This window comes from Pantoea sp. CTOTU46764 (assembly GCF_031974595.1).
Classification (GTDB): Bacteria; Pseudomonadota; Gammaproteobacteria; order Enterobacterales; family Enterobacteriaceae; genus Pantoea; species Pantoea trifolii.
Window position 1 is genome coordinate 17,998 of the sequence record NZ_DALYOQ010000049.1, and the last position, 17,059, is coordinate 35,056.

Sequence of the window (17,059 nt, forward strand, 5' to 3'; positions counted from 1 at the left end):
CGCAGCAGCAGTTGCCGCGCTGGCCTTCGCCAGCAGCGGATCGTCGCCCAACTCTGCAGCAACGGGTTCGCTGATCTTGCGCGGTTTGGCTAACAAGACATCGTCTTCTTCATTTGCAGGCTGTAAAGCAGGCATTGAAGGTGACACCTCATCAGCGTGCTCTTCATCGTCGTATTCTTCTTCCTGCCAGGGTTCATCATGGCGTGAACGGTTGCTGGCAAAGGTCAGAACACCCATCACCACGCCACCGATCTTCTCGGCAATCGTCAGCCATGACCAACCGGTGTAAAGGGTGATCCCGGCAGCCCAGACGCACAGCAGCGTTAAAGTGCCACCAGCCGAACTGAACCAAGGTGCCATTGCATTGCTGACCAGGCTGCCAATGACGCCGCCGGAAGCAAAATACCAGATGTCATCAATGTTCAGCGCCGCAAGACCACAAGTCGTCACGACAAGAGCCAGCACGCCAATCAGGCGAAGACCAACAGCAAAGTAGTCAATGTAATCCTGGCGATCGCGTTGGCGGAAAGTGATCCAACACAGACCAATAATGACGGGAGGAATGGCGTAAGCCATCACGCCAAAAATGAACAATAGCGTATCTGCCAGCCATGCGCCGACGCTACCACCCAAATTATGGATAGGTTCGTGCCATGCGGTTTGTGACCAGCTTGGATCTGAAGGGTTAAAACTAACCAGCGACACCATCAAATAGATGGCGAACAAGGCCACAAGAATGAGCAACGCTTCCAGCAGACGACGTCCACTGCTCAGCGGTTGTAACGAAACATCTTTATCTTCTGTATATTCCTGGCTCAAGAGAACTCTCCAGGTGCCTGTAAATTAAGAAGGCAACAACGTCGGGCATGCCCGACGCTGGTCCTGTATGAATTCACAGGAGTGTACCGAAATCCTGCAAGCTTTGCACCTGCCCTGCACTACCGGGTTTTGATCACCAGACGATTGCTCTGTTTGACCTCTTCCATCACCACGTAAGTACGGGTGTCGTTTACGCCCGGCAGACGCAGCAAGGTTTCGCCCAGCAGTTTACGATAGGCGGACATATCCGGTACGCGGGTTTTAAGCAGGTAGTCAAAGTCACCGGAAACGAGGTGACATTCTTGAGTTTCCTCAAGTTTTTGCACAGCGGCGTTAAATTGTTCAAATACATCTGGCGCACCACGATTCAGAGTAATCTCAACGAAAACCAGCAATGAAGCATCCAGATAATGGGGATTGAGCTGCGCGGTGTAGCCCAGAATAAAGCCTTGACGTTCGAGGCGGCGTACGCGCTCAAGACAAGGAGTTGGCGATAATCCAACACGTTTGGAAAGCTCGACATTGGAAATTCGACCGTCTTTCTGCAGTTCGTTCAGAATATTTCTGTCGATACGATCTAAATCTTTTCCGGGGCGTTTCTTATTGTCTACCATTATTATTGTCTCTCTTAATTCCTTCCCTTTACCTGCCACACCCTGAAAACGCTCATTGTTCAGGGCCTTACTGAAGTGAAGACCATAAGCCTGTGCAGTAACGCGTCCATCCGTATGACGCATGTTGTCTGTCCACATCATGCGTCACTACCAATGTCAGGCTGAGTTTATTCGGCTAAAAAGGCCAAAACAGAAATGAAATTCTGTTTTGAATCGCTAAATATTCTCTGCTTCTCCCAATGTTTTCGCAAAAGCGCAGGCGATTGTCAAAGTAAAACATCCAAATTCAGTACAAGATGCCAGATAGAGTTCTGGGTTGCTGTTTTTAAATGAGAATTTTTATGCTGCTGCACCACTAATTGCCGAGCATTGCCCCCTTTTGGCGCAACGCGCGTGCAAAATTTACACTCATCGTCTACGCCGCTCGCAGTGATTGTTAACAAAATTGCTGAAGCCTTTTTTTGCGACGTTAATTTCCCTACAATCAAAAACTATATTGTCAGAAAAATTGAGGAACGCATGAGTACGGCCAAACACAGTAAGCTGCTCATTCTGGGCTCCGGCCCTGCCGGTTACACTGCTGCGGTATATGCAGCGCGCGCTAACCTGAATCCGGTATTAATCACCGGGCTGGAAAAAGGGGGTCAGCTCACCACCACCACCGAGGTGGAGAACTGGCCAGGCGATGCAAACGATCTGACCGGTCCAGCGTTGATGGAACGCATGCAAGAGCATGCTGAGAAATTCAACACCGAGATCATTTTTGACCACATTCATACCGTCGATTTGCAGAACCGTCCGTTCCGTCTGGTCGGCGACAGCGGTGAATACACTGCAGATGCCTTGATCATCGCAACTGGCGCCTCAGCGCGTTATCTCGGTCTGCCATCAGAAGAAGCGTTCAAAGGCAAAGGCGTATCTGCTTGCGCGACCTGTGACGGTTTCTTCTACCGCAACCAGAAAGTTGCCGTGATTGGTGGAGGCAACACTGCCGTTGAGGAAGCACTTTACCTGGCTAACATTGCCGCTGAAGTGCATCTGATTCACCGTCGCGACAGCTTCCGCGCGGAGAAAATCCTCATCGACCGTCTGATGGAAAAAGTGCGTAATGGCAACATCGTGCTGCACACCGATCGCACGCTGGACGAAGTGGTCGGCGATCAAATGGGCGTGACAGGCTTGAAACTGCTTTCTACCAAAGGTGAAGCGGCGGAATCAATCGATGTCGCTGGTCTGTTTGTTGCTATCGGCCATAGTCCAAATACCGCAATCTTTGATGGTCAGCTGGATTTAGAAAATGGCTACATCAAAGTGCAGTCTGGTTTGCATGGTAACGCCACTCAAACCAGCATCCCAGGCGTGTTCGCTGCCGGCGATGTGATGGATCATATTTATCGCCAGGCCATTACCTCTGCCGGTACCGGCTGTATGGCTGCGCTGGATGCGGAACGCTTCCTTGATGGACTGGTTAAAAACGATAAGTAAGTTGTTAATAACCTGATCATAATCGCCTAAAGGCGGCCAGTTTTGGTCGCCTTTTTTGTTACCTGCGTGCTACAGTTCACGCGCCCGACATTGCTGGGTTTTCATCCGGGATTCACATCTCTTTTGAGTTACCAAACGGCATCGCATGAACAAATCACGGCAACAAGAGCTTCTCCGCTGGCTCCGTCAGCAACGTCATCACGGTGCACGCAACTTGCGTGTGGCTTCGCTGTTGGGTTTTGCTGGCGCACTGGTCATTATCGCCCAAGCCTGGTTACTGGCTTCACTGCTGCAAAATCTGCTGGTCGCGCAACAACCTCGCGCCTCACTGCTCACCGATTTTCTGTTGCTGCTGCTGTGCTTTGTCTTACGTGCTGGATTGCATTATGCCCGCGAAATGGCAGGACATCGCGCTGGCGTCGCCATTCGCCGTACGCTGCGTCAGCAGGTTCTGGATCGCCTCAATGTGCTCGGTCCCGCCTGGATTCAGGGTAAACCCGCAGGCAGCTGGGCTACGCTGCTGCTCGAACAAATCGAAGAGATGCAGGAATACTACGCGCGCTATTTGCCACAAATGTCGCTAGCTGTCTTCATTCCGTTAGCTATTTTGATCGCCATTTTCCCGATTAACTGGGCGGCAGGATTGATTCTGCTGGTGACCGCGCCACTGATTCCTCTGTTTATGGCGATGGTTGGTATGGGCGCGGCGGATGCCAACCGCCGCAACTTTGTTGCTCTCGCAAGGCTGAGCGGTGATTTTTACGATCGTCTGCGTGGACGTGAAACGTTGCGCCTGTTCTATCGCGGCGCGGCAGAGCAAGAGGCAATTGCCGCCAGCACCACCGATTTCCGTCAGCGCACCATGGAAGTGTTGCGCCTGGCATTTCTCTCTTCCGCCGTGCTGGAGTTTTTTGCCTCACTGGCGATTGCTGTCGTCGCGGTCTACTTCGGTTTCTCTTACCTTGGCGAACTGAATTTTGGTCATTACAGCACCGGCGTAACCCTGTTTGCCGGTTTCCTGGCCTTAATTCTGGCGCCTGAATTTTTCCAGCCGTTACGTGACTTAGGCACCTTTTATCACGCCAAAGCGCAAGCGATTGGCGGAGCTGATGCGCTGGACCAGTTTCTCCGTGAAAGTCCCGACCCAACCTTAGAACACGCTTCTCGCGAGCTTTCCCTCACGGCACCGCTACACCTTCATGCGCAGGATCTGGTGGTAATGACCGCCAGCGGTGAAGCGCTGTCTCAATCGCTGAATTTTACTCTCAGCGCCGGTAAACGCGTGGCGTTGGTAGGACAAAGCGGCGCAGGGAAAACCGCGCTAATGAACGTCTTACTGGGTTTCCTGCCTTATCATGGTTCGCTGCAGGTCAATGGACAGGAGCTCCGCGATATTAGCCGTGATAGCTGGCAAAAACATATCGCCTGGGTTGGCCAAAATCCCCATTTACCCGCGCAAACGCTGCGTGAAAATCTGCTGCTCAATAGCCGCATTGATGACGCTACGCTCATGTCGGTTCTACAACGCGCGGGCGTTGATGAGTTTTTAGATCGTCTGCCACAAGGATTAGATACCGTTTTAGGCGATGGTGGCGTGGGCCTTTCCGTTGGGCAGGCGCAGCGTATCGCCGTAGCGCGTGCCTTGCTTAAACCCGCACAACTGCTGCTGCTTGATGAGCCCGGTTCCGGACTGGATAGTCAGAGCGAGCAGCATGTCATCAATGCCTTGCAACAAGCAGCCACTCAGCAAACCACGCTGATGATCACGCACCAACTTAACGAGCTCGCGAGTTGGGATGAAGTGTGGGTGATGCAGGCGGGGCAACTGGTGCAACAAGGTCATTGGCAGGAGCTGATTGAACAACAAGATGGACCACTGCGGGAAATGGCGCAGCATCGTCAAAAGGAGATCGTGTAATGAACAATTTATTGCCTTTCCTGCGTCTTTTTAGCCGTCATCCATGGCGTTTAGGGCTTGGCGTTGTTCTTGCCATCGTAACCTTGCTTGCCAGTATTGGACTGCTGACCTTATCCGGCTGGTTCCTCGCCGCCTCTTCACTGGCGGGCGTAACAGGACTTTACACGTTCAACTACATGCTGCCCGCTGCCGGCGTGCGCGGCACAGCGATAACCCGCACGGCTGCGCGTTATTTTGAGCGTCTGGTGAGCCACGATGCCACCTTCCGTGTGCTGCAACATTTGCGCGTGTTTACCTTTGGCAAACTTATCACCCTCGCGCCAGAACAGCTGGCTCGTTTTCGTCAGGGTGAATTACTCAACCGCTTTGTCAGCGACGTCGATACACTCGATCATCTCTACCTGCGTGTGCTCTCGCCGTTAATTGGCGCAGCCGTAGTGATTGTGGTGGTCACCTGCGGTTTGGCGCTACTGGATGTACCCTTAGCTTTGCTGCTCGGCGGCATTATGCTACTGACGCTGTTGCTCATGCCGCCGCTGTTCTGGCGGCTTGGCACTTCAGCCGGACACCAGATTGCCCAGCATCAGGCCAGCTGGCGCATGCAGTTGACGCACTGGATTACCGGCCTGTCTGAGCTGAAAATTTATGGCGCTGCACATCTGTGGCGAGCCCAGCTTGATAAAGAAGAACTTAACTGGCAACAGGCGCAACGCAGGCAACATCGCCTGCAGGCGCTGGCGCAAAGCCTGCTACTGGTCATCAGCGGCACGACGGTGACGCTGTTGTTATGGATTTCCGCCAATGGCGTGGGGGGAAACAGTACACCAGGCGCATTTATCGCGCTGTTTGTGTTTTGCGGACTGGCGGCATTTGAAGCGCTGACCCCGGTTGCCGGTGCGTTTCTGCCACTGTCGCAGGTGGCCAGCGCCGCTAAGCGGGTACAGGAAATCATTGAACAGCCCGCTGCAATCCGTTTTCCCCACGCTAAAATCAGTAGTGCTTCAGGTATTAACCTGAAAATGGAAAACATCAGTTTCAGCTATCCGCAGCGTCCTGAACCGGTGTTGCAGCATTTCTCTCTATCGCTAAATGCAGGCGAACATCTGGCGCTGCTCGGTCCAACCGGCTGCGGCAAATCCAGCCTGCTGGCGCTGATTACCCGAGGTTGGGAAGCGCAACAAGGTTCGATAAGTCTCAACGACATCGATATCGCTTTATGGGATGAAGCTTCGCTGCGCAGCCGCATTAGCGTGGTAACACAGCGCGTACATCTGTTTAGCCAAACGCTACGCGACAATTTGTTGCTGGCAAAACCTGATGCCAGCGATGAGCAACTGGTTGATGCATTATACAAGGTCGGTCTGGTTCATCTGGCCGAACACAACGGAGGATTGAACGCATGGATGGGCGATGGCGGTCGACCATTATCCGGCGGTGAACTGCGTCGTCTGGCAATAGCGCGCGCCCTGCTGCACGATGGTGATTTGTGGCTACTGGATGAACCCACTGAAGGTCTGGATGCCAGCACCGAGCAGCAGATTCTGACGCTATTGCAGCACGTCACCCGTGGTAAAACGCTGATTATGGTGACGCATCGCTTAAGCGGTTTAGATGCCATGGACCGTATTTGCGTTATGGATCAAGGACAGATTATTGAATCCGGTTCGCACGCCGAATTAATCTCAAAAGCAGGCCGCTACTGGCATTTCCATCAGCGCTTTACGCTATAGTCTTAGCCAACAGCCCTGAGTGTGATTGACGCAATGAGACTGATACAACTTTCACGAGATTCATTAAATTTCCCACCACCGGAAATGGCGCTGCGCGAGCCCAATGGATTATTGGCGATGGGCGGCGATCTCTCCCCTGCTCGCCTGATGAATGCTTATCAGCGTGGCATTTTCCCGTGGTTTTCTCCGGGCGATCCGATTCTTTGGTGGTCGCCGGATCCCCGCGCGGTAATGCTGCCAGAATCTTTCCATCTCAGCCGCAGTATGGCGCGCTTCCATAAGCGCTCACCGTATCGCGTCACCATGAATCATGCGTTTCCGCAGGTGCTGGAAGGCTGTGCCAGTGGTCGACAGGAAGGCACGTGGATTACTTTTGAAGTGAAACGAGCGTGGTTGCGGTTGTACGAACTGGGCCACGCACATTCGATTGAAGTCTGGTGCGAGCAGCAACTGGTCGGCGGGATGTATGGCCTGGCGCTGGGGCAAATTTTTTGCGGTGAATCGATGTTCAGCCGTCAGGAAAATGCCTCGAAAACAGCGCTCTGGGTGTTCGCACAACATTTTCTCGCGCATCAGGGCCGGCTGATTGATTGTCAGGTGCTGAATCCGCATACCGCGTCCCTCGGTGCGGTGGAAATTCCTCGCGTTGATTATCTGCAGTACGTGCAAACGCTGGCGTGGCAAACGGTTTCCGAGAGTTGCTGGCACACACAAACCCTTTTTTGACATCGGTCACCGATGTTTTGCACACAATTCCCGACAAAAGTGATACAATAAGCGAGTTTAGTATGTCGTCCGCGCTTCGCTGTGGCGAGCCGGAATTGCCAGGTTGGGAATCTCACACATTTCCCGAAGCTGTTTTGATTGTGCAACTGATGCCGATTGCTACAGATTCTTAGCCCGCTAATCCCCCGCAGACGTCAAAAAACACCCTAATTTATCCGTACTGCACGCGCAACGGCGCGACGCACGGCGAAGCGTTGGCAAAATCATCAACGGTTCTTTACATAAATCATGGAATTCGGCATTATCTTGCCGGTTCAACAGTTTGGTAGTACACCCAGAGGATTCGATGGCCAAAGAAGACAATATTGAAATGCAAGGTACCGTACTGGATACGTTACCGAACACCATGTTCCGCGTAGAGCTTGAAAACGGGCACGTGGTTACCGCTCATATCTCCGGTAAAATGCGCAAAAACTACATCCGCATCCTGACGGGCGACAAAGTGACTGTCGAGTTGACCCCGTACGACCTGAGCAAAGGCCGCATTGTCTTCCGTAGTCGCTAAGTAAATATTTACCTCTCGCGATGGTTATATTTACATAGCGCGAAAAAAAGGCCGGATTCGCATCCGGCCTTTTTCATATCTGCATTTCGCTTAGTGCACAGTACCTTCGGTTTTACGTTTCTCCGCACTCAGGAAGTGGTAAGTAAGCTGGTTTTTATCTTTATCCAGCGCTACTGATACCGATCCACCATCAACCAGTGAACCAAACAGCAGTTCATTCGCCAACGGTTTCTTCAGATTTTCCTGTACTGCACGTGCCATCGGACGCGCACCCATCGCTTTGTCGTAACCTTTATCAGCCAGCCAATCGCGCGCATCATCGCTAACTTCCAGCGATACGCCCTTCGCATCCAGTTGAGCCTGCAACTCGACGATAAACTTATCCACGACCTGATGAATCACTTCCTGAGACAGGTGACGGAACCAGATAATGTTGTCGAGGCGGTTACGGAACTCTGGCGTGAAGATCTTTTTGATCTCTTCCATCGCGTCGGTACTGTTGTCCTGATGAATCAGGCCAATCGACTTACGTTCAGTCTCACGCACACCGGCGTTGGTGGTCATCACCAGCACCACGTTACGGAAGTCTGCTTTGCGGCCGTTGTTATCGGTCAACATACCGTTGTCCATCACCTGCAGCAGCAGGTTGAAGACATCCGGGTGCGCTTTCTCGATTTCATCCAACAGCACCACAGCGTGCGGATGTTTGATTACCGCATCGGTCAGCAAACCGCCCTGATCAAAACCAACGTAACCCGGAGGCGCACCAATCAAACGGCTGACGGTGTGACGTTCCATATACTCAGACATATCGAAACGCAGCAGCTCGATACCCAGCGCTTTCGCTAACTGGACAGTAACTTCTGTTTTACCAACACCGGTTGGGCCCGCAAACAGGAAGGAACCAACCGGTTTACGATCCTGACCCAAACCTGCACGACTCATCTTGATCGCTTCAGTCAGTGCTTCAATCGCATTATCCTGACCAAACACCAGCATCTTCAGACGATCGCCGAGATTTTTCAGCGTATCGCGATCGGTTGCTGACACGCTCTGCTCAGGAATACGCGCAATGCGCGCCACCACCGTTTCGATATCCGAAACGTTGACGGTTTTCTTACGCTTACTGACCGGCACCAGACGCGCACGCGCACCGGCTTCGTCGATCACGTCAATGGCCTTATCCGGCAGATGACGATCGTTGATATATTTCACCGCCAGCTCCACCGCCGCACGCACCGCTTTCGCGGTATAACGCACATCATGGTGCGCTTCGTACTTCGGCTTCAGCCCGTTAAGAATCTGCACGGTCTCTTCCACAGAAGGCTCGGTAATATCGATCTTCTGGAAACGACGCGCCAGCGCACGATCCTTCTCAAAGATATTGCTGAACTCCTGATACGTGGTTGAACCCATCACGCGGATTTTACCGCTGGAGAGCAACGGTTTGATCAAGTTTGCCGCATCGACCTGGCCACCCGATGCCGCACCGGCACCGATAATGGTATGAATTTCATCAATAAACAGGATGCTGTTACTGTCCTGTTCCAGCTGTTTTAGCAGCGCTTTGAAACGTTTTTCAAAATCACCACGGTATTTGGTACCCGCCAGCAGCGAACCGATGTCGAGTGAATAGATGGTGCACTCTTTCATCACTTCCGGTACGTCGCCCTGCACAATGCGCCAGGCAAGTCCTTCAGCAATCGCGGTTTTACCCACGCCCGATTCGCCTACCAGCAGCGGGTTGTTCTTACGACGACGGCATAATACCTGAACAGTACGTTCCAGCTCTTTATCGCGGCCGATCAGCGGATCGATTCCGCCGACACGAGCAAGCTGATTAAGATTGGTGGTGAAGTTTTCCATACGATCCTCCCCGCCTGCTTGCTCTTCGTTAACCGGATTCTCCGCATTGTTCTGCGGCTGGCCGGGTTCGTCTTTACGCGTTCCATGGGAGATGAAGTTCACCACATCGAGGCGGCTCACTTCGTGTTTGCGCAGCAGATAAGCCGCTTGCGACTCCTGCTCGCTGAAAATCGCAACCAGTACGTTCGCACCTGCGACTTCGCTGCGACCGGAAGACTGGACATGGAATACCGCGCGCTGCAACACGCGCTGGAAGCTGAGCGTAGGTTGGGTATCGCGCTCCTCTTCACTGGCAGGCAGCACCGGCGTGGTTTGTTCGATGAAGGCTTCGAGTTCCTGACGCAGAGCCACGATATCCACCGAGCAGGCTTCCAGTGCCTCTCTGGCCGACGGGTTACTGAGCAATGCCAGCAACAGATGCTCGACGGTCATAAACTCATGACGGTGCTCGCGCGCTCTGGCGAAAGCCATATTTAAACTGAGTTCCAGTTCTTGATTGAGCATTTGGCACCTCCCCCAATTATCGCTCTGACAACCTATCTCCTATATGGAGATGGCTTCAGGCTTTTTCTAGCGTACACAGCAACGGATGTTCATTATCTCGTGCGTAATTGTTCACCTGGGCTACTTTGGTCTCCGCCACTTCTGCAGTGAATACACCACAGATTGCTTTTCCATGGTAGTGAACTTTCAACATCAGCTGCGTTGCACGTTCAATATCATAAGAAAAGAACTTTTGCAGAACGTCAATAACAAATTCCATAGGTGTATAATCGTCATTGTTCAGAATGACTTTATACATTGAAGGCGGCTTTAACCCTTCGCGTACTTTATCTTCGGCTAGATGTTCAAAATTAAGCCAGTCGTTTGTGTTTGCCATAATGTTCCGTCGAAATTCTGCGTTACGGTTGTGCACATCTCTGCGCCCAATCCTAGAGTTTAACATGCCTGTCAAGCAGGTTTTCAGTTGATAAAAACTGGCCCTAAAAGCACATGCGCGACCTGTATCACAAAATTTGCAATAGCGTTAACTGCCTCAAATTTTGATGAATTTATCCGCGTCCGCCAGGGCCGTTTGCTTGACGATAAGGTCCGTTTCTCTACATTCTACTAACACAAGCTGATTGAGTTTTAAACAAACTCGACTCACAGCTTCAATGACCTCACCTACTTATCAAAATGTCTTGCGAGGGAAGTAAAAGCATGGAGACGGGTACAGTAAAATGGTTCAACAACGCCAAAGGCTTCGGGTTTATCTGTCCGATTAGCGGCGGCGACGATATCTTCGCACACTACTCCACGATTCAGATGGAGGGATACAGAACGCTGAAAGCTGGCCAGCAGGTTCAGTTTGATGTCCATGAAGGACCAAAAGGCAATCATGCCAGCCTGATCGTGCCCTGTGAAGCCACGCAAGCCGCGGTCGCTTAACGCGCATGCTGTTTCACATATTCTGACCACTCCCGAAAAAAAATGCCAGCCGCAGACGCTGGCATTTTTATTTGGCGCATCTCACCCTTTCCTCAATCCGCCCGACCGCGCGCCAACCACATCACGTGCGCAAACAGCTGATCCAGCAACGGCGGAATCGCCTGTGGCCCGCGTTCAGCCGCAGCCATCGCGACGGCAATCGCCAGCTCAGGTTTCGAGCTGTGCTGAATGGCTTTACTAATAATACGCCGCGTATTCATCGGCGCGTTTAACGGCAGGTGCGCCGTCTGGTGATAAACATCGCTGAAACCCTGCTTGTAGAGAAAATGTTCGATATCCGGTGCCGGAAATTGCGTGAGATGATCGCTTTCCCGCGCCGCTGATGGCAGCTGACTGCGGGCGGTAGCCGCATATTTGCTGCCCGCCTGGTCGCCATCGGTCAGCACATGCCAGGCGATGCCCATGCGTTGGGCAAACTTCAGCAGCGGTTTCAAACCCGATTGCGCAAACTCAATCACTTTCACCCCTTCTGCGGCGAAGTGATAGCCACGCTGCCGCGCCAGCTCATTGATAATCCACACTTCGGTTTCGCCTTCCACCAGCAGCCAGCAGCGGGCAAACAGTGCTGAAGGACGATTCACCCGGATGTGGAAACCGATACGGCGGCTCTCTTCAGCACTTAAACCTTCGGGCCCAATACGCCATGCCGCCACGCGCGCAGGTTCGCGCACCAGCCGACAGATATTCTCCAGCGGCACCTGCGATAACAGTTCGCCCGAGTTGGTGGTGGCGATTTTTTGCAGCGGCATCAGCTCCAGTAAATTCCACGCCACCGACAGCATGATGGGATGCAGCCGCGTTTCTGGATCCTCCACCAACAGCAGCGGATGCGCGCCCGCCGGCAGCGGTTCGTTGCCGTGCGCCTGAATCAACAGCGAGAACATACGCAGCAAAATCACCTGACGACTGCGCGATTCCGTACCGGCAATCAGGTGGTTTAGTTTATCCAGCGATCGCCAACCTTCGCTGCCATCACGAACTTCCGGTGCCACGCGCGGCGCGCTACTGCCTGACTTCTGCACCAGAAAATAGTGTTCCAGCAGCTGCTGCATGGTGTGCAACCCCTGACGCAACAGATCGTCGCTTAGCATTTGTGGCCGCACCACCAAATCACGCGTCAGATTTTCCACTTCCTGTGCCAGTGCCGTCAGCGTCGTCGCGCGGCGTTCCACATCGCTGTCAGCATGGCGGTTACGACGGCCAAAACGCGCATCGCGTAAACGCAATACCGGATAAAAAGCGCGCAGATGTGCCAGCGCCGCGTCGGTGCCCGCCAGCGGCAACACATCGTTATGTTGATCGATGAAACGCCAGGTGGTTTTTACACCCTGATCCTGACGCTTAGCGCGAGTGCTAAAGCGAATATAGCGGCCGTGCTCATCGTGCAGCCAGAAGGGCTGAAACAACGCGCTTTCATCATCGCTCTGAGCGCGAAAACGAAATACCAGCTGCAACTGACGCATGCGGGCATCAATATCGCCGGGAGGAAAGTGGAAGTCGTGTTCAGTAAATTGATAGGGCTCGGCGGCGGGCGCCAGCAACAGCGTTAAGGCATCGAGCAGGCTCGATTTACCCCAGGCATTTTCGCCAATCAGCAAATTGGTGTTGGTCAACGGCAATGACAGCCGATTAATGCCGCGAAAACCGTGAATATCGATATGCTCCAGAATCATCATACATTCCATCCGATGCTTTGCCTGAGCATGGTCCGCCACGCTGCGTTGGTCAAGTCAGCGCCGGGGGAAAAGGTTTACACTTCAACCGTTTTTCGCTAGCGTGGCAGCCCGCCAATCATGGATAGAAACCTCATATGTACGGATTGATTATCATCCTTTTGCCGCTGATTTTCGGCTATCTGCTGCCGCTGCGGCACACCACACTTTTACACGCGGTTGGCCGCACGTTGAGCGCGCTGGTCTACATCATTCTGTTCTTTATGGGCACCAGCCTGGCGTTTCTCGATAACCTGAGCAGCAATCTGCTGGCCATTTTCCACATCGCGCTGGTAAGTATGCTGAGTATTCTTGCCTGCTCGCTGCTGGCGCTGTGGCTGCTGGAGCGGCGCTGGCCGTGGCGTCATCAGCACAAACCTCAAGCGCTGCCGTCAAGGCTGCATATGGCGCTGGAATCGCTTAAGCTGTGCGGTTCGGTGCTGGCGGGCTTTCTGCTTGGTTTGAGTCAGTGGGCGCCGCTGCGTCACGCCTCGACCATCAGTGAATACGCGTTGATGCTGATGCTATTGCTGGTCGGTATTCAGCTGCGCAGCAGCGGCATGACGCTGCGTCAAATCACCATCAATCGGCGCGGCATGCTGGTGGCGCTGGTATCACTGTGCAGTGCGCTGGTGGGCGGCGTGATTGCCGCACTGCTATTAGATCTGCCGATTAAAACCGGCCTGGCGTTAGCCAGCGGTTTCGGCTGGTATTCGCTCTCCGGCATTCTGATGAGCGAATCGTTTGGCCCGGTGATAGGCAGCGCCGCCTTCTTCAACGACCTGCTGCGTGAGCTGATCACCATTATGCTGATCCCGCTGCTGATCACCCGTCAACGCAGCATGACGCTGGGCTTGAGCGGCGCAACCTCAATGGATTTCACGCTGCCAATCCTGCAACGCACCGGCGGCATGGAGATCGTGCCCGCTGCGATTGTGCACGGTTTTATTATGAGTTTGCTGGCGCCAATCCTTATCGCCCTGTTCTCGGCATAACGCATTTTTTCACGCCTGCACGCCAGCTTCATCGTCTACGCTTTCTGACTGACACGTTTTCGCCATCGGCATGGATGGCTCAACACCAGAAAGGAGCATAACGATGAAGCAAACTGTGGCAGCAATGCTGGCAAAAACCCTGGAAAACGCCGGTGTGAAACGCATTTGGGGCGTCACCGGTGACTCACTTAACGGGCTGAGCGACAGCCTGAATCGCATGGGCACCATCGAATGGATGCCGACACGCCATGAAGAAGTCGCGGCCTTCGCCGCTGGCGCTGAAGCACAAATCAGCGGCGAGCTGGCGGTATGTGCCGGTTCCTGTGGACCGGGCAACCTGCATCTCATCAACGGCTTGTTTGATTGCCACCGCAACCACGTTCCGGTATTGGCGATCGCCGCCCACATCCCTTCCAGCGAAATCGGCAGCGGCTACTTCCAGGAAACTCATCCGCAAGAATTGTTCCGTGAATGCAGCCACTATTGCGAGCTGGTGTCCAATCCGGAGCAGCTGCCGCAGGTGCTGGGCATTGCGATGCGTAAAGCGATTCTCAATCGTGGCGTGTCGGTGATTGTGATCCCCGGCGACGTAGCGTTGCAGCCGGCGCCGGAAAGCGCACGTAGCGAATGGTATCCGCCGCAGCTGCCACATGTGGTGCCTAACGCCCGCGAAGTGTCTGCCTTAGCCGAAACGCTGAACGCAGCGGAAAATATCACTCTGCTGTGCGGCAGCGGTTGCGCTGGCGCGCACGCCGAAGTGGTGAAGCTGGCAGAAACGCTGAAAGCGCCGATCGTGCATGCGATGCGCGGTAAAGAGCACATCGAATACGACAACCCTTACGATGTCGGCATGACCGGATTGATTGGCTTTTCCTCTGGTTTCCACGCCATGATGAACGCCGATACCTTAGTGCTGCTGGGGACGCAGTTCCCCTATCGCGCCTTCTATCCGGCCGATGCCAAAATCATTCAGATCGACATCAATCCCGGCAGCCTCGGATCGCACAGCCATGTCGATATGGCGCTGGTCGGTGACATTAAAACCACCTTGCATGCGCTGCAGCCGCAGCTCAGCAGTAAAACCGATCGCCAGCATCTGGACAAAGCGCTGGCACATTATGTCGATGCACGTAAAGGGCTGGACGAATTGGCCACCGCCAATGACAAGCTGGCGATTCATCCGCAATATCTGGCCCAGCAAATCAGTGAATATGCCGATGACGATGCGATCTTTACCTGCGACGTCGGCACGCCAACCGTGTGGGCGGCGCGCTATCTGAAGATGAACGGCAAACGTCGTTTAATCGGCTCGTTCAATCACGGGTCGATGGCCAACGCCATGCCGCAGGCGTTGGGCGCACAGTCGCTGGACAAGCAGCGTCAGGTGGTGGCGCTGTGTGGCGACGGTGGTTTTAGCATGTTGATGGGCGATTTCATTTCGGTGGCGCAACTGAAGCTGCCGGTGAAACTGGTGATCTTCAATAACAGCGTGCTGGGCTTTGTGGCGATGGAGATGAAAGCTGGCGGCTATCTAACCGATGGCACCGATCTCGAAAACCCTGATTTCGCCGCCATCGCCGCCGCCTGCGGTATCAAAGGCATTCGCGTCAAGAAAGCCTCCGATCTTAACGGCGCGCTGCAGGAAGCCTTTGCGCATGACGGTCCAGTGCTGCTTGACGTGATTACCGCCAAGGAAGAGTTGTCGATGCCGCCGCAGATCAAAGCCGAGCAGGCCAAAGGTTTTAGCCTCTATATGATGCGCGCCATTCTGAATGGACGTGGTGATGAGATAGTGGAGCTGGCGAAAACCAACTGGCTGAGGTAAAACAATTCAGGCCAAACATGATGATAACGCGGGCGCTCTGCCCGCTTTTTTATTTCAGGAGAGCGACGTGATCGATTTACGCAGTGATACCGTAACCCGCCCGAGTGCTGCCATGCTCGATGCCATGATGGCAGCCGAAACCGGCGATGATGTCTACCGCGATGACCCCACCGTATACGCACTGGAAGTCGAAGCCGCACGCTTGAGCGGCAAAGCCGCCGCCCTGTTCTTCCCCACCGGCACGCAAGCTAATCTGGTAGCGCTGCTGTGTCACTGCCAGCGCGGTGATGAATATATCGTGGGTCAGCAGGCGCACAATTACAAATATGAAGCCGGTGGTGCGGCAGTGCTCGGCAGCATTCAGCCGCAGCCGATTCTGCATGCCGCAGATGGCTCTCTGCCGCTGGCGGATGTCGCCGCCGCCATCAAACCCGACGATTTCCACTTCGCCCGCACGCGTCTCTTGAGCCTGGAAAACACCCATCACGGCAAAGTGCTGCCGCTGAGCTATCTGGAGCAAGCGTGGACATTCACCCGCGAGCGGAAGCTGGCGCTGCACATTGATGGCGCGCGTATTTTTAACGCCGTGGTGGAACAGAATGTTGAGTTGGAAGCGATTGCGCGATACTGCGACACCTTAACCATCTGCCTGTCAAAAGGACTCGGCACGCCGATTGGTTCGCTGCTGTGTGGCGATGAAGCGTACATTGAGCAAGCGCGGCGTTGGCGCAAAATGACCGGCGGCGGAATGCGTCAGTCGGGCATTCTGGCCGCTGCGGGCCTGTATGCATTAAAGCACAATGTCGCGCGTCTCAAAGACGATCATGACAACGCGGCGTGGTTAGGCGAGCAGCTCAGTGCCATCGGCGTTGAGGTGATCAATCAGCACACCAACATGCTGTTTGTGAAAGTGCCAACGGAGAAAGTTGAAGCGCTGAAAAGCTGGATGCAGTCGGGCGATGTGTTAATCAGCGTCGGGCCCGTGACGCGTATTGTCACGCATCTGGATGTCAGCCGTCAGGATCTGCAACGGCTGGTGGCGCACTGGCAGGCGTTCCTGCAGCAGTAAATCCTGGTGCGCATTCATACTTTGTAGGGTCGCCATTTATGGCGACCACTGCTAGTCCGTCAAGCCAACGATGAGTGCGCTGGCCGACGTCACTTTTGGTCCGGCAGTCCTCGCGCCGCTTGTGCGGTACCTTCACTACGCTCGTCTGCCTGACGGACCGGCGAAGACGGGACTTCCATGTCCCGGCTTCGCCTTTCGCCCGCGTCCTGCGGGCTCTCCTGGCTTCCTCGCTTCGTTCAGCGCT

At 54.0% G+C, this 17,059-nt stretch carries 14 protein-coding genes; 9 read left to right on the forward strand and 5 right to left on the reverse strand.

Annotation, left to right across the window (positions count from 1 at the left end; all coding sequences use genetic code 11):
* Positions 1–819 (reverse strand): DNA translocase FtsK 4TM domain-containing protein (locus RTM06_RS15670; protein ID WP_312183413.1); only part of this gene is annotated, 819 nt, incomplete at its 3' end.
* Between the two features lie 119 nt (positions 820–938).
* Complete coding sequence (gene lrp, locus RTM06_RS15675; RefSeq protein WP_006118610.1) at positions 939–1,433, reverse strand: leucine-responsive transcriptional regulator Lrp; 495 nt, start codon at positions 1,431–1,433, stop codon at positions 939–941.
* A 519-nt stretch (positions 1,434–1,952) separates the two neighbouring features.
* On the opposite strand from lrp, the gene trxB reads away from it, so the two are divergent.
* From trxB to infA, 5 genes are all read left to right on the forward strand, one after another.
* Positions 1,953–2,918 (forward strand): thioredoxin-disulfide reductase, encoded by a 966-nt coding sequence (gene trxB / locus RTM06_RS15680; protein WP_293795934.1) that lies wholly within the window; start codon positions 1,953–1,955, stop codon positions 2,916–2,918.
* 145 nt (positions 2,919–3,063) lie between these two features.
* Positions 3,064–4,836, forward strand: a complete 1,773-nt coding sequence (gene cydD, locus RTM06_RS15685) for a heme ABC transporter permease/ATP-binding protein CydD (RefSeq protein WP_312183414.1) — start codon at positions 3,064–3,066, stop codon at positions 4,834–4,836.
* A complete protein-coding gene (gene cydC, locus RTM06_RS15690; RefSeq protein WP_312183415.1) occupies positions 4,836–6,566 on the forward strand; it encodes a heme ABC transporter ATP-binding protein/permease CydC in 1,731 nt (576 codons plus the stop codon). The genes cydD and cydC overlap by 1 nt, the downstream gene beginning before the upstream one ends.
* A 33-nt stretch (positions 6,567–6,599) precedes the next feature.
* Entirely contained in the window at positions 6,600–7,292 is a 693-nt protein-coding gene (gene aat, locus RTM06_RS15695) for a leucyl/phenylalanyl-tRNA--protein transferase (protein ID WP_312183417.1), read from the forward strand.
* 346 nt (positions 7,293–7,638) lie between these two features.
* Positions 7,639–7,857, forward strand: a complete 219-nt coding sequence (gene infA / locus RTM06_RS15700) for a translation initiation factor IF-1 (protein ID WP_002211347.1) — start codon at positions 7,639–7,641, stop codon at positions 7,855–7,857.
* Positions 7,858–7,947: 90 nt separating this feature from the next.
* Here the strand turns inward: infA and clpA are convergent, their stop codons facing one another.
* Together clpA and clpS are read right to left on the reverse strand one after the other, a co-directional pair.
* On the reverse strand, positions 7,948–10,227 hold the full coding sequence (clpA, locus tag RTM06_RS15705) for an ATP-dependent Clp protease ATP-binding subunit ClpA (RefSeq protein ID WP_008102430.1): 2,280 nt from the start codon (positions 10,225–10,227) through the stop codon (positions 7,948–7,950).
* Positions 10,228–10,282: 55 nt separating this feature from the next.
* Positions 10,283–10,603: an ATP-dependent Clp protease adapter ClpS gene (gene clpS, locus RTM06_RS15710; RefSeq protein ID WP_007887621.1), complete on the reverse strand. Its 321-nt coding sequence runs from the start codon at positions 10,601–10,603 to the stop codon at positions 10,283–10,285.
* A 323-nt stretch (positions 10,604–10,926) separates the two neighbouring features.
* On the opposite strand from clpS, the gene cspD reads away from it, so the two are divergent.
* Positions 10,927–11,154 (forward strand): cold shock-like protein CspD, encoded by a 228-nt coding sequence (cspD, locus tag RTM06_RS15715; RefSeq protein WP_007887624.1) that lies wholly within the window; start codon positions 10,927–10,929, stop codon positions 11,152–11,154.
* A gap of 92 nt (positions 11,155–11,246) precedes the next feature.
* On the opposite strand, the gene RTM06_RS15720 is transcribed toward cspD, so the two are convergent.
* Entirely contained in the window at positions 11,247–12,887 is a 1,641-nt protein-coding gene (locus RTM06_RS15720; RefSeq protein WP_312183425.1) for an ATP-dependent endonuclease, read from the reverse strand.
* A gap of 137 nt (positions 12,888–13,024) precedes the next feature.
* Here RTM06_RS15720 and RTM06_RS15725 point away from each other — a divergent pair, with 137 nt between their 5' ends.
* The 3 genes from RTM06_RS15725 (at position 13,025) to ltaE (ending at position 16,815) form a co-directional block, all read left to right on the forward strand.
* Positions 13,025–13,921 (forward strand): lysine exporter LysO family protein, encoded by an 897-nt coding sequence (locus RTM06_RS15725; protein WP_312183420.1) that lies wholly within the window; start codon positions 13,025–13,027, stop codon positions 13,919–13,921.
* Positions 13,922–14,024: 103 nt separating this feature from the next.
* A complete protein-coding gene (poxB, locus tag RTM06_RS15730) occupies positions 14,025–15,746 on the forward strand; it encodes a ubiquinone-dependent pyruvate dehydrogenase (protein WP_312183421.1) in 1,722 nt (573 codons plus the stop codon).
* Positions 15,747–15,813: 67 nt separating this feature from the next.
* Positions 15,814–16,815: a low-specificity L-threonine aldolase gene (gene ltaE / locus RTM06_RS15735; protein WP_256696075.1), complete on the forward strand. Its 1,002-nt coding sequence runs from the start codon at positions 15,814–15,816 to the stop codon at positions 16,813–16,815.
* Positions 16,816–17,059: the final 244 nt, after the last annotated feature.